This window comes from Streptomyces sp. TLI_105, from assembly GCF_900105415.1.
In the GTDB taxonomy this organism is placed as follows: Bacteria; Actinomycetota; Actinomycetes; order Streptomycetales; family Streptomycetaceae; genus Streptomyces.
In genome coordinates, this window is the sequence record NZ_FNSM01000001.1 from 3,701,099 (window position 1) to 3,720,215 (window position 19,117).

18 protein-coding genes and 1 riboswitch are annotated in these 19,117 nt (G+C 72.0%); of the genes, 10 read left to right on the plus strand and 8 right to left on the minus strand.

What is annotated here, in order from left to right:
- Positions 1 to 311: 311 nt before the first annotated feature.
- The 3 genes from BLW86_RS16820 (at position 312) to cpt (ending at position 2,761) form a co-directional block, all read left to right on the plus strand.
- Complete coding sequence (locus tag BLW86_RS16820; protein WP_093878703.1) at positions 312 to 1,529, plus strand: Cmx/CmrA family chloramphenicol efflux MFS transporter; 1,218 nt, start codon at positions 312 to 314, stop codon at positions 1,527 to 1,529.
- A gap of 106 nt (positions 1,530 to 1,635) precedes the next feature.
- Positions 1,636 to 2,208 (plus strand): dihydrofolate reductase family protein, encoded by a 573-nt coding sequence (locus BLW86_RS16825; RefSeq protein WP_093874799.1) that lies wholly within the window; start codon positions 1,636 to 1,638, stop codon positions 2,206 to 2,208.
- A gap of 31 nt (positions 2,209 to 2,239) precedes the next feature.
- Positions 2,240 to 2,761 carry a chloramphenicol phosphotransferase CPT gene (gene cpt, locus BLW86_RS16830; protein ID WP_093878704.1) on the plus strand — a complete coding sequence of 174 codons (522 nt, stop codon included), beginning with the start codon at positions 2,240 to 2,242 and terminating at the stop codon, positions 2,759 to 2,761.
- A gap of 126 nt (positions 2,762 to 2,887) precedes the next feature.
- Here cpt and BLW86_RS16835 read toward each other — a convergent pair whose 3' ends face one another.
- Positions 2,888 to 3,157, minus strand: a complete 270-nt coding sequence (locus tag BLW86_RS16835) for a DUF4031 domain-containing protein (RefSeq protein ID WP_093874800.1) — start codon at positions 3,155 to 3,157, stop codon at positions 2,888 to 2,890.
- Positions 3,158 to 3,170: 13 nt separating this feature from the next.
- A complete protein-coding gene (locus BLW86_RS16840; RefSeq protein WP_093874801.1) occupies positions 3,171 to 3,527 on the minus strand; it encodes a hypothetical protein in 357 nt (118 codons plus the stop codon).
- Positions 3,528 to 3,648: 121 nt separating this feature from the next.
- On the opposite strand from BLW86_RS16840, the gene BLW86_RS16845 reads away from it, so the two are divergent.
- Both BLW86_RS16845 and murQ read left to right on the plus strand, forming a co-directional pair.
- On the plus strand, positions 3,649 to 4,566 hold the full coding sequence (locus BLW86_RS16845; protein WP_093874802.1) for a MurR/RpiR family transcriptional regulator: 918 nt from the start codon (positions 3,649 to 3,651) through the stop codon (positions 4,564 to 4,566).
- Positions 4,567 to 4,615: 49 nt separating this feature from the next.
- Positions 4,616 to 5,545 carry an N-acetylmuramic acid 6-phosphate etherase gene (gene murQ / locus BLW86_RS16850; protein WP_093874803.1) on the plus strand — a complete coding sequence of 310 codons (930 nt, stop codon included), beginning with the start codon at positions 4,616 to 4,618 and terminating at the stop codon, positions 5,543 to 5,545.
- 10 nt (positions 5,546 to 5,555) lie between these two features.
- Here murQ and BLW86_RS16855 read toward each other — a convergent pair whose 3' ends face one another.
- Positions 5,556 to 7,052, minus strand: coding sequence for an alpha/beta hydrolase (locus BLW86_RS16855; RefSeq protein WP_093874804.1), 1,497 nt, complete (start codon positions 7,050 to 7,052; stop codon positions 5,556 to 5,558).
- Positions 7,053 to 7,750: 698 nt separating this feature from the next.
- On the opposite strand from BLW86_RS16855, the gene BLW86_RS16860 reads away from it, so the two are divergent.
- From BLW86_RS16860 to BLW86_RS16870, 3 genes are all read left to right on the plus strand, one after another.
- Entirely contained in the window at positions 7,751 to 8,695 is a 945-nt protein-coding gene (locus tag BLW86_RS16860) for an aldo/keto reductase (RefSeq protein WP_093874805.1), read from the plus strand.
- Positions 8,696 to 8,704: 9 nt separating this feature from the next.
- Positions 8,705 to 9,427 (plus strand): transporter substrate-binding domain-containing protein, encoded by a 723-nt coding sequence (locus tag BLW86_RS16865; protein WP_093874806.1) that lies wholly within the window; start codon positions 8,705 to 8,707, stop codon positions 9,425 to 9,427.
- Positions 9,428 to 9,731: 304 nt separating this feature from the next.
- Positions 9,732 to 10,484: a class I SAM-dependent methyltransferase gene (locus BLW86_RS16870; RefSeq protein WP_093874807.1), complete on the plus strand. Its 753-nt coding sequence runs from the start codon at positions 9,732 to 9,734 to the stop codon at positions 10,482 to 10,484.
- Between the two features lie 32 nt (positions 10,485 to 10,516).
- Here BLW86_RS16870 and BLW86_RS16875 read toward each other — a convergent pair whose 3' ends face one another.
- Complete coding sequence (locus BLW86_RS16875; RefSeq protein WP_093874808.1) at positions 10,517 to 10,990, minus strand: SRPBCC domain-containing protein; 474 nt, start codon at positions 10,988 to 10,990, stop codon at positions 10,517 to 10,519.
- A gap of 185 nt (positions 10,991 to 11,175) precedes the next feature.
- Between BLW86_RS16875 and BLW86_RS16880 the strand changes: the two genes are divergently transcribed.
- Both BLW86_RS16880 and BLW86_RS16885 read left to right on the plus strand, forming a co-directional pair.
- Positions 11,176 to 12,807 carry a hypothetical protein gene (locus tag BLW86_RS16880; RefSeq protein WP_093874809.1) on the plus strand — a complete coding sequence of 544 codons (1,632 nt, stop codon included), beginning with the start codon at positions 11,176 to 11,178 and terminating at the stop codon, positions 12,805 to 12,807.
- Positions 12,797 to 14,506: a peptidase associated/transthyretin-like domain-containing protein gene (locus BLW86_RS16885; RefSeq protein WP_093874810.1), complete on the plus strand. Its 1,710-nt coding sequence runs from the start codon at positions 12,797 to 12,799 to the stop codon at positions 14,504 to 14,506. Before BLW86_RS16880 ends, BLW86_RS16885 begins: the two co-directional genes overlap by 11 nt.
- Positions 14,507 to 14,597: 91 nt before the next feature.
- Here BLW86_RS16885 and groL read toward each other — a convergent pair whose 3' ends face one another.
- From groL to thrC, 4 genes are all read right to left on the minus strand, one after another.
- Entirely contained in the window at positions 14,598 to 16,226 is a 1,629-nt protein-coding gene (gene groL, locus BLW86_RS16890) for a chaperonin GroEL (protein ID WP_030693129.1), read from the minus strand.
- Between the two features lie 358 nt (positions 16,227 to 16,584).
- Positions 16,585 to 16,788: a cold-shock protein gene (locus BLW86_RS16895; RefSeq protein ID WP_015035246.1), complete on the minus strand. Its 204-nt coding sequence runs from the start codon at positions 16,786 to 16,788 to the stop codon at positions 16,585 to 16,587.
- 407 nt (positions 16,789 to 17,195) lie between these two features.
- Positions 17,196 to 17,474 (minus strand): MoaD/ThiS family protein, encoded by a 279-nt coding sequence (locus BLW86_RS16900; protein WP_055598878.1) that lies wholly within the window; start codon positions 17,472 to 17,474, stop codon positions 17,196 to 17,198.
- 40 nt (positions 17,475 to 17,514) lie between these two features.
- Entirely contained in the window at positions 17,515 to 18,822 is a 1,308-nt protein-coding gene (gene thrC, locus BLW86_RS16905; RefSeq protein ID WP_093874811.1) for a threonine synthase, read from the minus strand.
- Positions 18,816 to 19,013: riboswitch (SAM riboswitch) on the minus strand. (Overlaps the previous gene by 7 nt.)
- Positions 19,014 to 19,117 lie beyond the last annotated feature (104 nt).

The following is a 19,117-nucleotide window of genomic DNA, read 5'->3' on the forward strand; positions in this document are numbered from 1 at the left end:
GCGGCACATGCCGGCACTCGGCTCTTCCCCATGAACCGGCACTGCCGCTTACGTCGCGACGATGCCACGCCGTGCCCGGCCCGTGAAGATCAAATATTCCGGACCAAGGTCATGCGGCAGCCCAGGACCGGACAAAGCGACCCCCGCATTGATCATCTTGTTACCCGGCGTAAAGAACGCGGTCCGGGACGGCGCCGTCTCGCATCCCAAGACATTCCCGTCACCACGGAATGACAGGCACAAACCGCAGGTTGACGCATGTCATGCCGTCTTCCTCAGCCGAGCCCGCGACCCCCGCCACCGCCACCCGCATGCCCCTGGCCGTCTACATCCTCGGCCTCTCCGTCTTCGCCCTCGGCACGAGCGAGTTCATGCTGTCCGGACTGCTTCCGCCCATCGCGGAGGACATGGGCGTCTCCATCCCCCGCGCCGGGCTGCTCATCTCCGCCTTCGCGATCGGCATGGTCGTCGGCGCGCCGCTGCTCGCCGTCGCGACGCTCCGGCTGCCCCGCAAGACGACGCTCGTCGCCCTCATCACCGTCTTCGGCCTCGGGCAGATCGCGGGCGCGCTGGCCCCGAACTACGCCGTCCTCTTCGCCTCCCGCGTCGTGAGCGCGCTCGCCTGCGCCGGGTTCTGGGCGGTCGGCGCGGCCGTCGCCATCGCGATGGTCCCCGTCGGCTCCCGCGCCAAGGCGATGGCCGTCATGATCGGCGGCCTGTCCATCGCCAACGTCCTCGGCGTCCCCGCCGGCGCGTTCCTCGGCGAGCACCTCGGCTGGCGCTCGGCGTTCTGGGCGGTCGGCGTGGCCTCCGCGATCGCGCTAGTCGGGGTCGTCACCCGCATCCCGCACCTCCCCCTCCCCGAGACCAGGCCGCGCCTCAAGCGGGAACTGGCCATCTACCGCGACCGGCAGGTCCTCCTCTCCGTCACGGTCACCGCGCTCGCGGCGGGCGGCGTCTTCTGCGCCTTCTCCTACCTCGCCCCGCTCCTCACCGACGTCTCCGGGATCGACGAGAGCTGGGTCTCGGCCGTCCTCGGGCTCTTCGGCATCGGCGCCCTGGTCGGCACGACGATCGGCGGCCGCGTCGCCGACGCCCACCTCTTCGGGGTGCTGCTCAGCGGCATCGCCGCCTCGACCGTCTTCCTGATCGCCCTGGCCCTCTTCGCGTCCAGTCCCGTCGTCACGGTCCTGCTCGCCTTCCTCCTCGGCGTCTCCGCCTTCTACACCGCCCCGGCCCTCAACGCCCGCATGTTCAACGTCGCAGGCAGAGCCCCCACCCTCGCGGGCGCCACCACCACCGCCGCCTTCAACCTCGGCAACACCGGCGGCCCCTGGCTCGGCGGCACCGTCATCGACGCCGGCCTCGGCTACGCCTCCACGGCCTGGGCGGGCGCGGCCATGACGGCCCTGGGCCTCGCCACGGCGGCGGTCTCCCTCAAGCTCCACAAGTCCCCGTCCCGGGTGGTGACTTCCGGCGCGGGCCGGGAGAATCGGGAGCAGGAACGGCAGGCCGAGGCGTCCTGCTGAGAACCCCGCGGAGAAGAAGGCGGCGGGCTGGCGATGAGTTTCCCCGTGATCGTCGGTCAGAGATCATGACTGCCCGCACCGGACACGAGAAGCCGAGGAACCCCAGATGCGCACCCTGATCAGCACCGCCTTCATCTCGCTCGACGGCGTCGTGGAGGCCCCGGGCGGCGAGCCCGGTTACCGCAACTCCGGATGGACCTTCAAGGACGTCGAGTTCCTCCCCGAGGCGTTCGAGATCAAGGGCCGCGAGCAGAAAGAGGCGGCAGCGATGCTGATGGGCCGGACCAGCTACGAGGCGTTCAGCCCCGTGTGGCCCGACATGGAGGAATTCGCCGACTACAAGGCGATGCCGAAGTACGTCGTCTCCACCACCCTCACCGAGGACGACCTCGTGTCGAACTGGGGCGAGACGACGATCCTGCGCTCGCTCGACGAGGTCGCCGCCCTGAAGGAGACCGAGGGCGGCCCGATCATCGTCCACGGCAGCGCCTCCCTGAACCAGGCGCTCTCGGACGCCGGCCTGATCGACCGGTACCACCTGCTCGTCTTCCCGCTCCTGCTCGGCGCGGGCAAGCGCCTCTTCAGCACCACGGACAAGGACGCGCAGAAGCTGAAGCTGGTCGAGCACGAGGTCTACGCGAACGGCCTGCAGAAAAACGTGTTCGACGTCGTCCGCTGACACGCCTAGGGTGGCGCCCGTGACCACGCGGATGATCATCCTCAACGGCGGTTCCAGCTCGGGGAAGTCCGGCATCGTACGGTGCCTTCAGGCCGTACTGCCGGACCCGTGGCTGGCGTTCGGCGTCGACTCGTTCGTCGACGCGCTGCCCGCGAAGATGCAGGCCGCGGACTCCGGCATCGTCTTCGACGCCGACGGCGGCGTCAGCGTCGGCGCCGACTTCCGCGCCCTCGAGGCGGCCTGGGCCGGAGGGCTCGCGGCGATGGCCAGGGCCGGTGCCAGGATCGTCGTGGACGACGTCTTCCTCGGCGGCGCCGCCTCCCAGCAGCGCTGGCGCGAGGCCCTCGGCGACCTGCCCGTGCTGTGGGTGGGCGTCCGGTGCGAGAGCGCGGTCGCCGCGGGGCGCGAGATCGCCCGCGGGGACCGGACCGTCGGGATGGCCGCGCAGCAGGCCCTCATGGTGCACGCGGGCGTGGAGTACGACGTGGAGGTCGACACGGCACGCGCCGAGTCCCTGGAGTGCGCCCGCGTCATCGCCGCCCGGCTGGGCTGACGCGGACGCCCCGCTCCGAACGGGCCGACAGAAGCGGCAGGCGACCGGCAGGCCCCGTGCCGGCGGAGGCCGACAGGAGCATCAGACGACCCGACGGCCCCGTGCCGGCAGAGGCCGGCAGAAGCGTCAGGCGACCGGACGGCCCTTCGGCCGACGGAGGCCTGCCTTCGTGAGATGCCGGAGCAGCTCCTTCGAGCCGACCTCGACCGCGCCCGCCGCCACCGCGTCCGCGTACCGGTCGGAGGGGATGTCGTAGTGGTCCCGCTCGAAGGCGCGCGGCGGGGCGCCGATCGAGGCGGCGAAGGCGTGCAGCTCCTCGAAGGAGACGTCGCTGACCAGGTGCGACCACATGCGGCCGTGGCCCGGCCAGGTCGGCGGGTCGATGTAGAGGGTCACGCGAGAGCTCCCGTCACGTCAGGCCGCCCACCGGGGCCACCACCACGCCCTGCTTGCCGCAGACCCAGTGCGGGTCGGGACCGAGCTCCGGCTCCACGTCGAGGGCGTGCGGGTCGCCCGAGGAACAGACCGGGCAGAGCGGCCAGCGTCCGTACCGTTCGAGCAGGGCGTCCTGCACGTCCTGGGCGACGAGCCCGGCGACGTACGACACTCCCTCGGGCCACTGCTCGACCCACCAGCGCCGGTGGGTCACCGCGTCCTCCACCATCGACACGACCTGGGCGGCGGCCACCTGCCGCGCCACCAGGTCGGCCAGAACCAGCGCGCGAGCGGCGTGCAGCGCCTGCTCCACGGGGTCGATGTCGTCCATGGACCCATTGTGACCCGGCGCGCGTGTCGCAGAGGAAAAAGGCAGGGTCCGCTCCGGTTCAGGAGGCGAAGAGGGCCCACGGGGGCTTGTCGCCTCACCACGCCGAAAGTATCTTTCAACTGTGACCCATGATGTGAAGGAAAGTTTCACCGGCAGCACGCCCCCCGCCCCCGCCGCTCTCGCGGCCAAGGTGCGGACCCTCGCGCCGTCCATGACCCGCTCCATGCAGCGGGTCGCCGAAGCCGTCGCCGGAGACCCGGCCGGCTGCGCCGCCCTCACGGTCACCGGCCTCGCCGAGCTCACCGGCACCAGCGAGGCGACCGTCGTCCGCACCGCCCGACTCCTCGGCTACCCCGGCTACCGCGACCTCCGCCTCGCCCTCGCCGGCCTGGCCGCCCAGCAGCAGTCCGGCCGCGCCCCGGCCGTCACCGCCGACATCGCCGTCGACGACCCCGTCGCCGACGTCGTCGCCAAGCTGGCCTACGACGAGCAGCAGACCCTCGCCGACACCGCCGCCGGACTCGACACCATCCAGCTCGGCGCCGCCGTCGCCGCCCTCGCCACCGCCCGCCGCATCGACATCTACGGCATCGGCGCCTCCGGCCTCGTCGCCCAGGACCTCGCCCAGAAGCTGCTCCGGATCGGCCTGATCGCGCACGCCCCCAGCGACCCGCACCTCGCCGTCACCAACGCCGTGCAGCTCCGCTCCGGAGACGTCGCCATCGCCATCACCCACTCCGGCTCCACCGGCGACGTCATAGAACCCCTGCGCGTGGCCTTCGACCACGGCGCCACCACGGTCGCCATCACCGGCCGCCCGGACGGCCCCGTCACCCAGTACGCCGACCACGTCCTGACCACCTCCACGGCCCGCGAGAGCGAACTGCGCCCCGCCGCCATGTCGTCCCGCACCAGCCAACTCCTGGTCGTGGACTGTCTGTTCACCTGTGTCACCCAGCGCACGTACGAGACGGCCGCCCCCGCGCTCGCCGCCTCGTACGAAGCCCTCGCCCACCGCCACTCCCCCCGCGGCCGCTGACCCCCACGTTCACCGGCGCCGACGACGCCGCCGTACCGAAAGAGCCCCCGTGCCCAGCTCGTACTCCGAACTCCGCGCCCAGCTCGCCACCCTCACCACCGAGGCCTTCCGCCCCGAACTCGCCGAGATCGACCGGCTCCCGACGCTGGACATCGCCCGCCTCATGAACGGCGAGGACCGGACCGTCCCCGAGGCCGTCGAACGACAGCTCCCCGCGATCGCCGCCGCCATCGACGCCACCGCCGCCCGCATGGCCCGCGGCGGACGCCTGATCTACCTGGGCGCGGGCACCGCCGGCCGCCTCGGCGTCCTCGACGCCAGCGAGTGCCCGCCCACCTTCAACACCGACCCGTCGCAGGTCGTCGGCCTCATCGCGGGCGGCCCCACCGCCATGATCAAGGCCGCCGAAGGCGCCGAGGACTCCAAGGAACTCGCGGTCGCGGACCTCACCGCGCTCGGCCTCACCGCCGAGGACACCGTCGTCGGCGTCTCCGCCTCCGGCCGCACCCCGTACGCCGTCGGCGCCGTCGAACACGCCCGCGCCCGGGGCGCGCTGACCATCGGACTCTCCTGCAACGAGGACAGCGCGCTCGCCGCCGCCGCCGAGCACGGCATCGAGGTCGTCACCGGCCCCGAGCTCCTCACCGGCTCCACCCGCCTCAAGGCCGGCACCGCCCAGAAGCTCGTCCTCAACATGATCTCGACCCTCACGATGATCCGCCTCGGCAAGACCTACGGAAACCTGATGGTCGACGTCCGCGCCTCCAACGACAAGCTCCAGGCCCGCTCGCGGCGGATCGTCGCCCTGGCCACCGGCGCGCCCGACGAGCAGATCGAGACCGCGCTCGCCGCCGCCGACGGCGAGGTGAAGAACGCCATCCTCATGATCCTCGCCGACATCGACGCCCCCACGGCCGCCGAGCGACTGACCGCCTCCCGGGGGCACCTGCGGGCGGCACTGCACGCCCCCACCACGTGACCCCTCGTCGTCACCGGCAGAGAACATCCTCCGCGGGCCGCACGCCCTCGGTCAGGAAGCGGGTCACGGCACGGTCGCCGCACGCGTTCCCGTTCCCGAGGTAGACCGCGTGGCCGCCCCTGTCGACCGAGACGAGCCGCGCCCGGTCGCCGAGGGCCGCCCGCATCCTCAGGCCCATGGAGTGCGGGGTCGCCGGATCGCGCAGGTTCTGGATCATGAGGACGTTCGACGGACCCCGGTCGGTGATCCGGGTCGGCTTCTCCACCGCGCCGCCCTTCCAGAAGGCGCACGGCGTGATGTTCGCCGGCATCCCGGCCGTCAGCGGGTACCGCTCCCGGTCCGCGGCGACGGCCCGACCGTACGCCGGCACGGAGGCGGGCCAGTCCACGTCGTTGCAGATCACGCCCACGCTGACGGTCGCCGCCTCGTCGGGCATCGGCCCAGCCAGCTCGGGCGGAAGGACAGGCACGCCCGCCGGGTCGAGGGCCTGGGCCATCAGACGCGCGAGGGCCGGGAAGGAGGCGTCGGAGTACAGCGCCTGCTGGAGCGCCTGCCGCAGCACGGTGCCGGTCAGCGGGACGCCGGGGGTCGCCGAGGCGCGCGGCGCGCGGTCGAGCCGGGCGGCGAGGTCGAGGAACAGGGGCCGTACGTCCTCGGCCCTTTCGGCGAGCCGCAGGCCGTCCTTCGTCCGCTCCGGGGCGGACGCCCAGGCCGCGAAGTCCGGGAAGCGGTCCTCGGCACCGCGCGCCATGCCCGCGAGCCAGCCCCGGGCGACGCGCTTCGGGTCGGGGTCGGAGCTGCTGTCGAGGACCCAGCGGTCGGTGCGCTCCGGGAACTTCTGCGCGTACACGGCGGCCACGTACGTCCCGTACGACACGCTCCACGCGGACAGCTTCCGCTCGCCGAGCGCCTGCCGCAGCCGGTCGAGGTCCCGCACCTGGTTGACCGTCGTCAGCCCGCGCAGCATCGCGCCCCCGTTGCGCTCGCACGCCTCGGCCATCCGGCGCGAGCGGGCCACGTTCTCGCCGATGCCGCCGTCGGCGGCGGGCCAGGACCGCAGGGTCACCAGGCGCCGGTCCTCCTCGGCGAAGCCGCACCGGGCCTTCGCGGAGCCGCCGATCCCGCGCGGATCGAAGGCCACCAGGTCGTACGCGCCGTCCATCTCCTTCGCCAGGGCGGCCCCCTTCTGCCCGAGCCGCTGCACACCGGAGCTGCCCGGGCCGCCCGGGATCACCATGAGCGTCCCGCGCCGCGCCTCGGGCCGGGTGCTGGGCAGCCGGGCCACGGCGAGACCGATCTGCTCGCCGTCGGGGTCGGCGTAGTCGAGGGGTACGGAGAGCGTGGCGCACTGCTGCCCCGGCAGCGGCTTCACGGCGGCGTCGCAGTCGCCCCAGTCCAGCCCGGCAGCGACGGCGGGGGCGGCACCCCCGGCGGCGAGCCCGACGCCGGCGACGGCGGCGACGGAGAGGGCGAGCACCAGGGCCTTGCGTCCACGATTCGTTGTCATGCGCACAGCCTCGCGGACGGGGCGGCGGGGCCCCATCCGGTGGGCTGGCGGCTCGGGGGTGGGGCCAACCCCCGGACGTCCGTGGTGGGTTGCGTGCCGTGCCCTGGCCGGCCCATGCCGGGAGCCACACCTTCGGGACCCTGTCACGGGCAGCCGCTCTGCCGGGGCGGCGCCCACCCCGTCGTGGGCAGCCGTCCCGCCGGGGCGGTGCCCGCCCCCGTCGTGGGCAGTCGTTCCGCTGGGGCGGCGCCCGCCCCCGTCGTGGGCAGTCGTTCCGCTGGGGCGGTGCCCACCCCCGCGCCCCCGTTGTGGGCAATCGTTCCGCCGGGGCGGAACGGGTGGGCACAACGGAACGGCGCCCTTGCCGGCGCCAGAGGGCTCCGCGCCCTGACCCGCACCGGGCTGTGCGCCGCCGCTGTCGGTGCGGGTCCAGGCGCGGAACGCGGAGGCGCCGCTGAAGGGCGCCGTCCCGTGTGCCCACCCGTCCCGCCCCAGCGGGACGATTGCCCACACGGCGGGGGGGCACCGCCCCGGAGGCGCGCGCCCCACACGGGCGGGGGGCGGGGGGCACCGCCCCACCAGGCGCGGGCCCCACACGGAGGTGGGCCAGGGCGCCGCCCACGTGGGCGCGGGGCCGCCCGACGCCCGGGAGGGCAATCCGCTGGCATCGCCCCGGCCCCCGGGAGATCATCCCCGTCATGACCACCACAGGCTCGACCACCACCTCGGCCACGACCCCCCACGCCTCCGACTCCGGCACCTGGCTCCTCGGCGGGGACCTCGCCGTCAACCGTGTCGGTTTCGGCGCCATGCGGCTCCCCCAGCGCGGCGAGGCGCTCATCCCGAACGCCGTGCCGATGGACCGCGACCGCGCGATAGCCGTCCTGCGCAAGGCGGTCGACCTCGGCGTCAACCACATCGACACGGCCGCCTTCTACTTCTCGCCGCTGCGCTCCGCGAACGAGCTGATCAACAGCGCCCTCGGCGGCCCCTACCCCGACGACCTGGTCATCACCACCAAGGTCGGCCCGGCCCGTGACGCCTCGGGCGCCTGGAGCGAGCACGCCCGGACCCCCGCCGCGCTGCGCGCGCAGGTCGAGGAGAACCTGCGGCAGCTCGGCCGCGACCACCTCGACGTCGTCAACCTCCGTGTCGTGGGCCCCGATTCGGTCGCCGAGCGCTTCGGCGCGCTCGCCGAGCTCCGCGAGGCGGGCCTCATCCGCCATCTCGGCCTCTCCAACATCACCCCGGCCCACCTCGCCGAGGCGCGGGAGATCGCCCCGGTCGTCTGCGTGCAGAACATGTACGGGATCGGGGTCCGCCCCGAGTACGACGGGTTCGTCCGCCACTGCGGCGAACAGGGCATCGCCTTCGTCCCCTTCTACGCGATCGCCGCCGCCGGACGCGAGACGGGGGCGACCGCCCCGGAGAGCGAGGAGATCCTCGCCGTCGCGGCGGCCCACGAGGCCACTCCCGCCCAGGTCCGCATCGCCTGGACCCTCCACCAGGGCCCCCATCTCCTGGCCATCCCCGGCACCGGCGACCCCGCCCACCTGACCGCCAACGTCGCCGCCGGCGCCCTCCGCCTCACCGCCGAGGAGCTGGAACTCCTCGGCCGCGTCCACCGGAACACCGCCGCCTAGACTCCGCCCATGACGACCGCGCCGAAGTCCCTCGCCGCCGACCTCGCCCCCACCGGAGTCCTGCGGGCCTCGATCAACCTCGGGAACCCGGTGCTCGCCCAGGGCGCGCCCGAGGCGCCGGGCGGGATCACCGTGGACCTGGCGCGGGAGATCGGGGCGCGGCTCGGCCTCCCTGTGGAGCTGCTCTGCTTCGACGCGGCGCGGAAGTCCTTCGAGGCGATGGCGGACGGCCGGGCCGACCTCTGCTTCCTGGCCGTGGACCCGGCGCGGGAGACGGAGGTCGCGTTCACCGCCCCGTACGTCGTCATCGAGGGGGTGTACGCCGTGCCGCGCGACTCGGCGCTCGGCACCGTGGCCGAGGTGGACGCGCCGGGCGTGCGGATCGGCGTCAAGAAGGGCTCCGCGTACGACCTGTTCCTGTCGAGGAACCTCGTGCACGCGACCGTGGTGCGCGGCGACGAGGGTGTCGACACGTTCCGGTCCGAGGCCCTGGAGGCGGGCGCGGGCATCCGCCAGCCGATGACCGCGTACGCCGCCGTGCACCCGGACGTGCGGCTGATCGAGGGCCGGTTCATGGAGATCCGGCAGGCCGTGGGGACGACGGTCGGGCGCCGCCCCGAGACGGTCGCCTTCCTCCGCGACACGGTCGAGGAGCTGAAGGCGAACGGTTTCGTCGCGGAGTCGCTGCGCCGCTCGGGCCAGGACGAGGACCTGCTGGCGCCGCCGGCCTGACGAGACGCCCGAACGCCCGAGGGCCCGGCCGTGGTCGTACGGCCAAGGCCGAGGTCGGCGGGACCCCCGTCAGCAGCCGGATCGCGCGCTCAAGCGAACCGGCGGCGCGCGCCAGAACTTACCCCCGCGGGCCCCGGGAAAGCCCCCTCCCGGGCCTGGAGGCGGCCTCCCCGGGGCCCGTACACCGCCCCGGCCCCTGGGGTCGGCCCCTCCGCCCTCGCACAACAGGTCCACTCGCCACCTCTGGCCTGGGATTTTTTCCTCAACTCCCCGCATTTTTGGGGGACTCGGAGGAGAGATCCACATGACCCAGACCGATCGCACCATCCGCACCGTCGACGACGTCCTCACCCTGCTCGACGGCCTGTTCTCGCCCGGTGCCGACCGGTGGACGGAGGGCGGGGCCGAGTGGTGGGACGGGTTCTCCGCGGACCGGGACAAGCCCGTGCCGTTCTTCGTCGCCAAGCCCGACGAGAACCTCGTGGCGTACGTCGAGCAGGGCCTGCTCCCGGCCGGCGGCCGGGCGCTCGACCTCGGCTGCGGGCCCGGCCGGAACGCCCTCCACCTCGCCTCGGCCGGCTTCGACGTCACCGCGGTCGACCTCTCGCCCACCGCCATCGCCTGGGCTGAGGAACCGGCCGCCGGGGCGGGCGTCGAGAACGTCCGGTTCCTGTGCGGCGACGCCTTCACCGCGCCCCTCGACGGGCCGTACGACCTCTTCTACGACTCCGGCTGCTTCCACCACCTGCCCCCGCACCGCCGCGTCAGCTACCTCGCCCGCCTCGACCGCGTCCTCGCCCCCGGCGGCCACTTCGCGCTCACCGCGTTCGCGGCCGGCGAGGGCGGCCTGGGCTCCGAACTCCCGGAGGTCGACTTCTACCGGAAGGGCCGCCTGGAGGGCGGGCTCGCCTACACCGACACCTCGCTCCGCACCATCTTCACCGGCCCGACGGAGACCGACCTGACGGAGATCGAGCTACGCCGCATGCGCGCCCAGACCGCCGACTCCCCGGTCTTCGGCGAGTCCTTCCTCTGGACGGCCCTCTTCCGCCACTGACCCGCCGACCCGACCCGTGCCCCCGCCGGGGCTCACCCCATCCCCTCCAGGTACACCGCGAGCCGGTCGTACTGCTCCCTCACCCCCGCTTCCATTCCCGCCGCCAGCGCCTGGTCCCTGATCTCGTTCGAGGGCCAGAAGGAGGTGCTGGTCAGGGCCGTGCCGCCGTCGGGGGTCGCGTCGAAGGTGAGGGTCACGCGGACGGGCCCGGCGTCCGGCATCTGCTCGAAGACCTCCGTGTAGTCGAGCCGCTCCGCCGGGACGACGTCCTCGTACGTGCCGGAGAAGACGATCTCCTGGCCGTCCGGCCCGGTCTGGCCCCAGCGCCAGGCGCCGCCCGCCCGCAGGTCGATGTCGACGACGGACGTGGTCAGCCCGGCTCCCCCGTACCACTCCCGTACGTGCTCCGGCCGCGTCCAGGCCTCCCAGACGCGGCCCGGCGGGGCGTCGAAGGTGCGCGTGACGACCAACTCGCGGTCGGCCGGTGTCGTCAGAAGGGTGACCATCGGACTTTCCCTTCACGAAGGGACCATTCCAGGATCACCCCGGCACTGCGGTAAAGCGAGTGAACACGTTCAAAGCCCTGGCGCTATGGTGCTCCCACGCGGCCGCCTCGATCATGCGAGCCGCCATCACGACCTGTGGGGGGTCCCTCTTGCCGCGCTCGACGCGCAGGCTTCCGCACGCCCTCGTGCGTGCCGCAGCCGTTCTCGCACTCTCGGCGGGCGTCACCGTGCCCGCCGTCATCCACGCCCCGGCGGCCCACGCCGACTGGACGAACATCACCGGCATCACCGAGGACAGCGGACGCTACACCGTCACGCTGCCCTCCGACGCCCTCTGGGTGAAGGTCAGCGTCCTGGCCTCCGCCGCTCCCGACGCCGCCGTCCTCGCCTCCACGGAGGAGGTGATCCCGTACGGCAGCCGGGTGACGACGAAGGAGCCGCTCACCCTGCCCCTGGGCACCGCCCTCGGCGACTACCCGGTCCGGGTCGACTACCGCCTCGCCGGCGAGACCACCAAGCAGTGGACCGGCGGCACCTACGGCCACCACAAGCACGTCGGCGTCGGGAAGCTCTCCTTCGACCGTCCCTCGACGGACTGGGACCACCGCACGGTCGTGCTCTCCGGCACCACCACCCTGTGGGACCCGTCCACCGGCGAGCGGACCACCGCCCCCGAGGGCACGAAGGTGCGGCTCTCGCTGCCCGTCGAGGACAGCAACATCAGCAACCGCACCATCAACGCCGAGGTCCTCGTGGGCGCCGACGGCGCCTTCGCGCTCCCGGTCACGCCCAACGGCTCCCTCCAGAACGGCACCGCCACCGTGCTCGCGGCGGGGACCGACCTCGACCCGGACGCCGCCGCGTACGTGCCGAACCTCGGGATCGACGCGACCCTCCGGTACCGGATCAGCTCGGACGTCAGCAAGTACCGCGTCCTCGCCGGGACCGACGTCCGCGTGACCGGGCGGGTGGAGCGGCTCACCCCGGACGGCTGGAAGCCCTTCGCCGGCGCTCCCGTCGTCGCCTCCGGCGGTGCCGAGCCCAGCTTCAGCACCACGCCGACCTCGCTGGGCGGCGTGACCGCCGCGGCGGACGGCACCTTCTCGCTGAACGTGCGGCCGTACTACGCCACCGACGCCATCTACACGTCGCTGCGCCCGTCGCCGTACTACACGAACAGCTACCGGCCGTACGACCGGAACGACATCGCCGTCCCGCAGCCGTTCTCGTACTCCTCGTACCGGATCACCCTGGACGCGTACGGCAAGGTCACGGCCACCGGCACCATCGGCAGCAACTACTGCTCCGCGACCCAGCCGGCCGTCCTCCAGTACTCCCGCGACGGCGGGCGCACCTGGGGCACCCTGCGCTCCGGCACCGCCCCCTCCTGCGGGTACAACCTGTCGGCCTGGGGCTACACCGACGCCCGCTACCGGGTCTACCACCCGGAGACGGACCAGTTCGTCGCCAAGGCCGGTACGAGCATCCGCCTCGCCCGCTACGCGACCCGCTTCTCCGCCTTCACCATCAGCCCCACCCGGCCCGTGGTGAACGGCAAGATGACCGTCTCCGGCACCGTCCAGCGCAAGGTCAACGGCGTCTGGAAGGCCTACCCGGGCGCGCGGCTGACGCTGTACTTCAAGCCCAAGGGCGACACGCAGTGGTACTGGGTCACCCAGAGCGTCACGACCAACACCTACGGCAACTTCAGCTACCGGGCCACCGCCTACGGGGACGGCTCCTGGGCCATGGCCCTGCAGCCGCCGGCCGGCTACTTCTACAGCGAGACGAATGTGAAGTACATCGATGCGCGCTGACCTCCGCCTCCGCCCCCGTCTCTCCCTGGTCGCGGCGCTGACCGCCGCCACGCTGTCCGCCGCCGCCCTCCCCGCCCTCGCGGAGGAGGCACCGGCCGCGTCCGGCCCGATCGGCATCGGAACGGCCGTCACCGACGACGGCCAGCGCGGCACCTTCAAGGTCGCCGCCTGGACCGACGCCCCGCAGGCCAAGGTCACCAAGGTCTCGGCCCGGATCCGGCAGGGCGACACCGTCCTCGCCGAGATCCCCGCCCTGGCCCCGGGCAACACCTGGGACCCGTACCTCGCGGGCCGCTTCCTCGTGCCCGCCGAGGCCGCGCTCCGACTGACCGAGGACGGCGGCACCATCCCGGCGCTCGGCACGTACGCCATCGACGTCACGGCCACCGACTCGCTGGGCAACACGTCCACCCGCACCGGCGCCGGAACGCTCGACTTCCGGCTGCGGCCCCAGCTCACCTTCGGCGTCGGCACCCCTGCCTGGGACGACCGGAACGCCCACCCGCAGGGCACGCTGGTCGGCATCCAGCCCGGCTCCGGCGACGAGGTGCCGCTGTCCGGCCGCACGGTCACCGTCGAGCCCGTGGGCGCGACGCCGGGCTCCCCGACGACGGCGGTCACCGACGACGGCGGCGCCTACCTCGGCGGTCCGGTCGCCGTGGCCGCGCCCGGCTGGGGCACGGAGTACAAGGCCGTGTTCTCCGAGGACAGCACCGAGGTGCACGGCTCCGACGAGCAGTACCGCTACGTGACCGACGTCAAGCCCCGTACGGTGACGGTCACCGCCGCCGCGGACAAGAAGCGGGCGCTCAGCGGCGAGACCGTCACGATCAGCGGCCGGATGACCGACCCGAGCGCGGCGGGCGCCCCGCTCGCGAACCAGCCGGTCCTGGTGTCCCTCGGCTACTACACCTACGGCACCCCCTACGGCAGGACCGTCTACACCGACGCCGACGGCCGCTTCTCGGCGCGTCTCGTCGCCGCCTCGGGCGTGGAGTACGGCGAGTACTGGCGGGTCTCGTCCGTCGACCCGTACCTGAGCTTCGCCGAGCCCGGCGGCGCGATCGCCGTGCCGTGGGAGTCCCGCATCGACCTGGTCGGGGGCGGTCTCACGGCCGACTCGAAGGTCTGGGTGACGGGCGTCTTCCGGCCCCGGTACGCGCCGTACGGGCGGAGCACCTCGACGACCCAGTACGTGCAGCTGGAGCAGTCGGCCGACGGGAAGACCGGCTGGCGGAAGCTGTCCGCCGCGACGGCGTCCGCCGACTACTGGACGACGTTCTACGTCGGGGCCACCAGCAACGGCGGCTACTTCCGCGTCCGGCACCTGACGTCCGACGCGTACGCCGAGTCCAGCAGCCGGGTCTTCCACCTCGTCCGCACGCCCACGCGGATCGCGGGGATGAACGCCGGCCCGGAGCCGGTCACCAAGGGCGCGTACGTCACCGCGACGGGCACGCTCGAGCACTACACGCGCGGCGCCTGGCGGGTGTACGGCTACGCGCCGGTCGCGCTGCAGTTCCAGGCGAAGGGCACGACGACCTGGCGTCAGGTCGCCACGGGCCGGACCGGGGCGCACGGGGAGATCTCGCTGAAGGCGAAGGCGTTCGTGGACGGCAGCTGGCGCATCCGGTACTGGGGCGACTCCACGCACTTCCACTCGCCGGCCCCGTGGGCCGACTACGTCGACGTGCGCTGACCCGGTCCGTCGCAACGCCCGAGGGCGGCACCCCCCGCCAGGGGGTGCCGCCCTCGTTCGCGTTCAGCGATGAACTGCCGATCCGTCAGGATCAGAAGTCCATGTCGCCGCCCGGCATGCCGCCGCCGGCCGGCGCGGCGGCCTTCTCCGGCTTGTCGGCGATGACGGCCTCGGTGGTGAGGAACAGCGCGGCGATCGACGCGGCGTTCTGCAGCGCGGAGCGCGTGACCTTCGCCGGGTCGATGATGCCCTCGGCGATGAGGTCGACGTACTCGTTGGTCGCGGCGTTCAGGCCGTGGCCGACGGGCAGGTTGCGGACCTTCTCCGCGACGACGCCACCCTCGAGGCCGGCGTTGACGGCGATCTGCTTCAGCGGGGCCTCGAGGGCCAGCTTGACGATGTTGGCACCGGTGGCCTCGTCGCCCGACAGGTCCGCCTCGAGCTTCTCGAAGACGTTCGACGCCTGGAGCAGGGCCACGCCACCGCCGGCGACGATGCCCTCCTCGACGGCCGCCTTCGCGTTGCGAACGGCGTCCTCGATGCGGTGCTTGCGCTCCTTGAGCTCGACCTCGGTCGCGGCACCGGCCTTGATGACGGCCACGCCGCCGGCCAGCTTCGCGAGGCGCTCCTGGAGCTTCTCGCGGTCGTAGTCCGAGTCGGAGTTCTCGATCTCGGCGCGGATCTGGTTCACGCGACCGGCGACCTGGTCGCTGTCACCGGCACCGTCGACGATGGTGGTCTCGTCCTTGGTGATGACGACCTTGCGGGCGCGGCCGAGCAGGTCCAGGCCCGCGTTCTCGAGCTTGAGGCCGACCTCCTCGGAGATGACCGTGCCGCCCGTGAGGATGGCGATGTCGTTCAGCATGGCCTTGCGACGGTCGCCGAAGCCCGGGGCCTTGACCGCGACGGACTTGAAGGTGCCGCGGATCTTGTTGACGACCAGGGTCGACAGGGCCTCGCCCTCGACGTCCTCGGCGATGATCAGCAGCGGCTTGCCCGACTGCATGACCTTCTCCAGGAGCGGAAGGAGGTCCTTCACGGAGGAGATCTTGGAGTTGACGATCAGGAGGTACGGGTCGTCGAGCGACGCCTCCATGCGCTCCATGTCGGTGGCGAAGTACGCCGAGATGTAGCCCTTGTCGAAGCGCATGCCCTCGGTGAGCTCCAGCTCCAGACCGAAGGTCTGGGACTCCTCGACGGTGATGACGCCTTCCTTGCCGACCTTGTCCATCGCCTCGGCGATGAGCTCGCCGATCTGGGTGTCGGCGGCGGAGATGGAGGCCGTGGAAGCGATCTGCTCCTTGGTCTCGACATCCTTCGCCTGCTCGAGCAGGGCGCCGGAGACGGCCTCGACGGCCTTCTCGATGCCGCGCTTGAGGGCCATCGGGTTGGCACCGGCGGCGACGTTGCGGAGGCCCTCGCGGACGAGCGCCTGGGCGAGGACGGTGGCGGTGGTCGTACCGTCGCCGGCGACGTCGTCCGTCTTCTTGGCGACTTCCTTGACCAGCTCGGCGCCGATCTTCTCGTACGGGTCCTCGAGCTCGATCTCCTTGGCGATGGAGACACCATCGTTGGTGATCGTGGGGGCACCCCACTTCTTCTCGAGGACGACGTTGCGGCCCTTGGGGCCGAGGGTGACCTTGACGGCGTCAGCGAGCTGGTTCATGCCGCGCTCGAGACCGCGCCGGGCCTCCTCGTCGAACGCGATGATCTTGGCCATGTGAAGTGGTCCTCCCGGACATGGGGTGGATAACGCTCCAGGACCGCGCCGACGCCCGCGACGGACGGCCTCCGCGACTCCGCGTGGTTCCTTGCCCCACCCGGCCGGCGACCTCGTCTGCCCGATCCTCGTAGCACTCTCACCTTCCGAGTGCTAACGCCAATGATTAGCACTCGCCCTATGAGAGTGCAAGCGACTCTCGGGTTTCGGGAGGTGGATCGGGGGGCGGAGCGGGGAGGAGCGGGAACGCGCGAGGGGGCGGGAACGCGCGAGGGGGCGGGAACGCGCGAGGGGTCCGCATCCCCTCAGGGATGCGGACCCCTCGACGGCGTTGCGTCGGTGGCCGATCGCGCCGCGCTCAGACGGCGAGCTTGACCATGTCCGCCTGCGGACCCTTCTGGCCCTGCGAGATCTCGAACTCGACCCGCTGGCCCTCTTCGAGGCTGCGGTAGCCATCCATCTGGATCGCGCTGTAGTGGACGAAAACATCCGCACCACCGTCTACCGCGATGAAGCCGTAGCCCTTCTCCGCGTTGAACCACTTGACGGTGCCCTGAGCCATGCCTAACTCCCCTATTACTGGCCCTTGCGCGGGACCCGCACTTCGCGGACCCGGGTCAGACCTCTGCGCCGGAACGCGTCGACCGCGGCTGAATGTATCTGCCCAACTGCCCTCTGCAACAGGTCATTCGACCGAAGAATTCTGGGCGCGACGGAAAGGGGAATTGGGGAGAATCCCCGGATCACGGGGCAAGTCGGGCCCGGCAAAGCGCGCAGAAGGTACACAACGCGCACACACTTTGGCTGTTTCTTGTCGCGCGGCGACGCATTCTCATATGCGCCCGGCATGAACAGCGGAGGGGACTTCCCCAACTCTACCGCGCTCAACCATGCAGAATTGCCCCCTCCGCTTATCGCGCGGAAGGGGCAATTCGTACTGACTGGTAAGGCTCGATGAGCCCGTGGGCCTCAGCAGCCTCCGGCGACGGCCGGGATGATCGAGACGCCCGCGCCGGCCGGGGTGGCCGTCTCCAGGCCCTGCTCGAAGCGCACGTCGTCGTCGTTCACGTAGACGTTGACGAAGCGGCGCAGCTTGCCCTGGTCGTCCAGGACGCGGGCGGCGATGCCCGTGTGGTTCTTCTCCAGGTCCGCGATGACCTCGGCGAGGGTCGTGCCCTCGGCCTGGACCTCGGACTGACCGCCCGTGTAGGTGCGGAGGATGGTGGGGATGCGGACGTTCACGGCCATGTCTTCGAAACCTTTCGGTGGGCCTGGGAGGCGGACGGACTCAGACGGCCAGGCCGGCGTCGCGGAACGCGTCCAGGCTCGGGCGGATGGTGACGGTCGCCTGAGAGGTGTCGGCCACCGCGTCCAGGGTCTTGAGGCCGTCGCCGGTGTTGAGGACGACGGTGGTGAGGTTGGGGTCGATCAGACCCGCCTCGACGAGCTTCCTGGCGACGCCGACGGTGACGCCGCCCGCGGTCTCCGCGAAGATGCCCTCGGTCTGCGCGAGGAGCTTGATCGAGTCCACGACCTGCTCGTCGTTCACGTCCTCCACGGCGCCGCCGGTCCGGCGGGCGATGTCGAGGACGTAGGGGCCGTCGGCCGGGTTGCCGATGGCGAGCGACTTGGCGATGGTGTTCGGCTTCTGCGGCCGGACGACGTCGTGACCGGCCTTGAAGGCCGCGGAGACCGGGGAGCAGCCCTCGGCCTGGGCGCCGAAGATCTTGTACGGCTTGTCCTCGACGAGGCCCAGCTTGATGAGCTCCTGCAGACCCTTGTCGATCTTCGTGAGCTGGGAGCCGGAGGCGATCGGGATGACGAGCTGGTCGGGGATGACCCAGCCGAGCTGCTCGCAGATCTCGTACGCGAGCGTCTTGGAGCCCTCGCCGTAGTACGGGCGGAGGTTGACGTTCACGAAGCCCCAGCCCTCGCCGAGCGGGTCGCCGATGAGCTCCGAGCAGAAGCGGTTGACGTCGTCGTAGTTGCCCTCGATGGCGACGAGGTCACCGCCGTAGACACCGGCCATGACGACCTTGCCCTGCTCCAGGTCGTGCGGGATGAACACGCAGGAGCGGAAGCCGGCGCGGGCGGCGGCGGCGCCGACGGCGCCGGCCAGGTTGCCGGTGGAGGAGCAGGAGAGGGTGGTGAAGCCGAAGGCGCGGGCGGCTTCGAGGGCCTGGGCGACGACCCGGTCCTTGAAGGAGTGGGTCGGGTTGCCGGAGTCGTCCTTGACGAAGAGCTTGCCGGGGGCGACGCCGATCTCGCGGGCGAGGTTGTCGGCCTGGACGAGCTTGGTCCAGCCGGGGTTCAGGTTCGGCTTCTCGGCGACGTCGGCCGGGACGGGCAGCAGCGGGGCGTAGCGCCAGATGTTGGCGGGGCCGGCCTCGATCTGCTTGCGCAGCGCCTCGGGGTCACCGGTGGGAAGGTCGTAGGCGACTTCGAGCGGTCCGAAACAGAGTTCGCAGGCGAAGATCGGTCCGAGCGGGAAGACCTCACCGCATTCGCGACAGGAGAGTCCGGACGCGGGACCGAGGTCGACGGTGGTGGGGGTAGCGGTCTGTACAGCCATGGAGGCGAGGCCCTTTCTCCTCATCTTTCCCATTGACGAATTTTCGCCATGAGACGGATTTGGCACCTTCCCTAGCCGGGGGCCTCGCGCAAACAAGCTGCGTCCGTCAGGACACCACCAGGGGTGGTGGCCGGGAGACGGGTGGGTGAGACAAACCGACTGGAGGGTTGCCGGGGCTTCAACGGGCCGTTTCCCTCTGCCCCTCTGGATGAGCGGTATTCGATTGTGAAGCGCGGTGGACTTTCATTCCTGCGCTCCGACGCGGTCGGCACCCCGACGTGCATCGGGCATCCGCGTTGTTCAAGACTGTAACCGAAGG

What these genes read in the sequence shown, in the direction of transcription:
- BLW86_RS16860 (WP_093874805.1), top strand. Translation starts at nt 7,751, where the DNA reads ATGACCACCACAGGCTCGACCACCACCTCGGCCACGACCCCCCACGCC.
- thrC (WP_093874811.1), bottom strand. Translation starts at nt 18,822, where the DNA reads ATGAGGAGAAAGGGCCTCGCCTCCATGGCTGTACAGACCGCTACCCCC.
- BLW86_RS16895 (WP_015035246.1), bottom strand. Translation starts at nt 16,788, where the DNA reads ATGGCTCAGGGCACCGTCAAGTGGTTCAACGCGGAGAAGGGCTACGGC.
- BLW86_RS16855 (WP_093874804.1), bottom strand. Translation starts at nt 7,052, where the DNA reads ATGACAACGAATCGTGGACGCAAGGCCCTGGTGCTCGCCCTCTCCGTC.
- BLW86_RS16865 (WP_093874806.1), top strand. Translation starts at nt 8,705, where the DNA reads ATGACGACCGCGCCGAAGTCCCTCGCCGCCGACCTCGCCCCCACCGGA.
- BLW86_RS16885 (WP_093874810.1), top strand. Translation starts at nt 12,797, where the DNA reads ATGCGCGCTGACCTCCGCCTCCGCCCCCGTCTCTCCCTGGTCGCGGCG.
- BLW86_RS16840 (WP_093874801.1), bottom strand. Translation starts at nt 3,527, where the DNA reads ATGGACGACATCGACCCCGTGGAGCAGGCGCTGCACGCCGCTCGCGCG.
- groL (WP_030693129.1), bottom strand. Translation starts at nt 16,226, where the DNA reads ATGGCCAAGATCATCGCGTTCGACGAGGAGGCCCGGCGCGGTCTCGAG.
- BLW86_RS16825 (WP_093874799.1), top strand. Translation starts at nt 1,636, where the DNA reads ATGCGCACCCTGATCAGCACCGCCTTCATCTCGCTCGACGGCGTCGTG.
- cpt (WP_093878704.1), top strand. Translation starts at nt 2,240, where the DNA reads ATGATCATCCTCAACGGCGGTTCCAGCTCGGGGAAGTCCGGCATCGTA.
- BLW86_RS16820 (WP_093878703.1), top strand. Translation starts at nt 312, where the DNA reads ATGCCCCTGGCCGTCTACATCCTCGGCCTCTCCGTCTTCGCCCTCGGC.
- BLW86_RS16875 (WP_093874808.1), bottom strand. Translation starts at nt 10,990, where the DNA reads ATGGTCACCCTTCTGACGACACCGGCCGACCGCGAGTTGGTCGTCACG.
- BLW86_RS16900 (WP_055598878.1), bottom strand. Translation starts at nt 17,474, where the DNA reads ATGGCCGTGAACGTCCGCATCCCCACCATCCTCCGCACCTACACGGGC.
- BLW86_RS16870 (WP_093874807.1), top strand. Translation starts at nt 9,732, where the DNA reads ATGACCCAGACCGATCGCACCATCCGCACCGTCGACGACGTCCTCACC.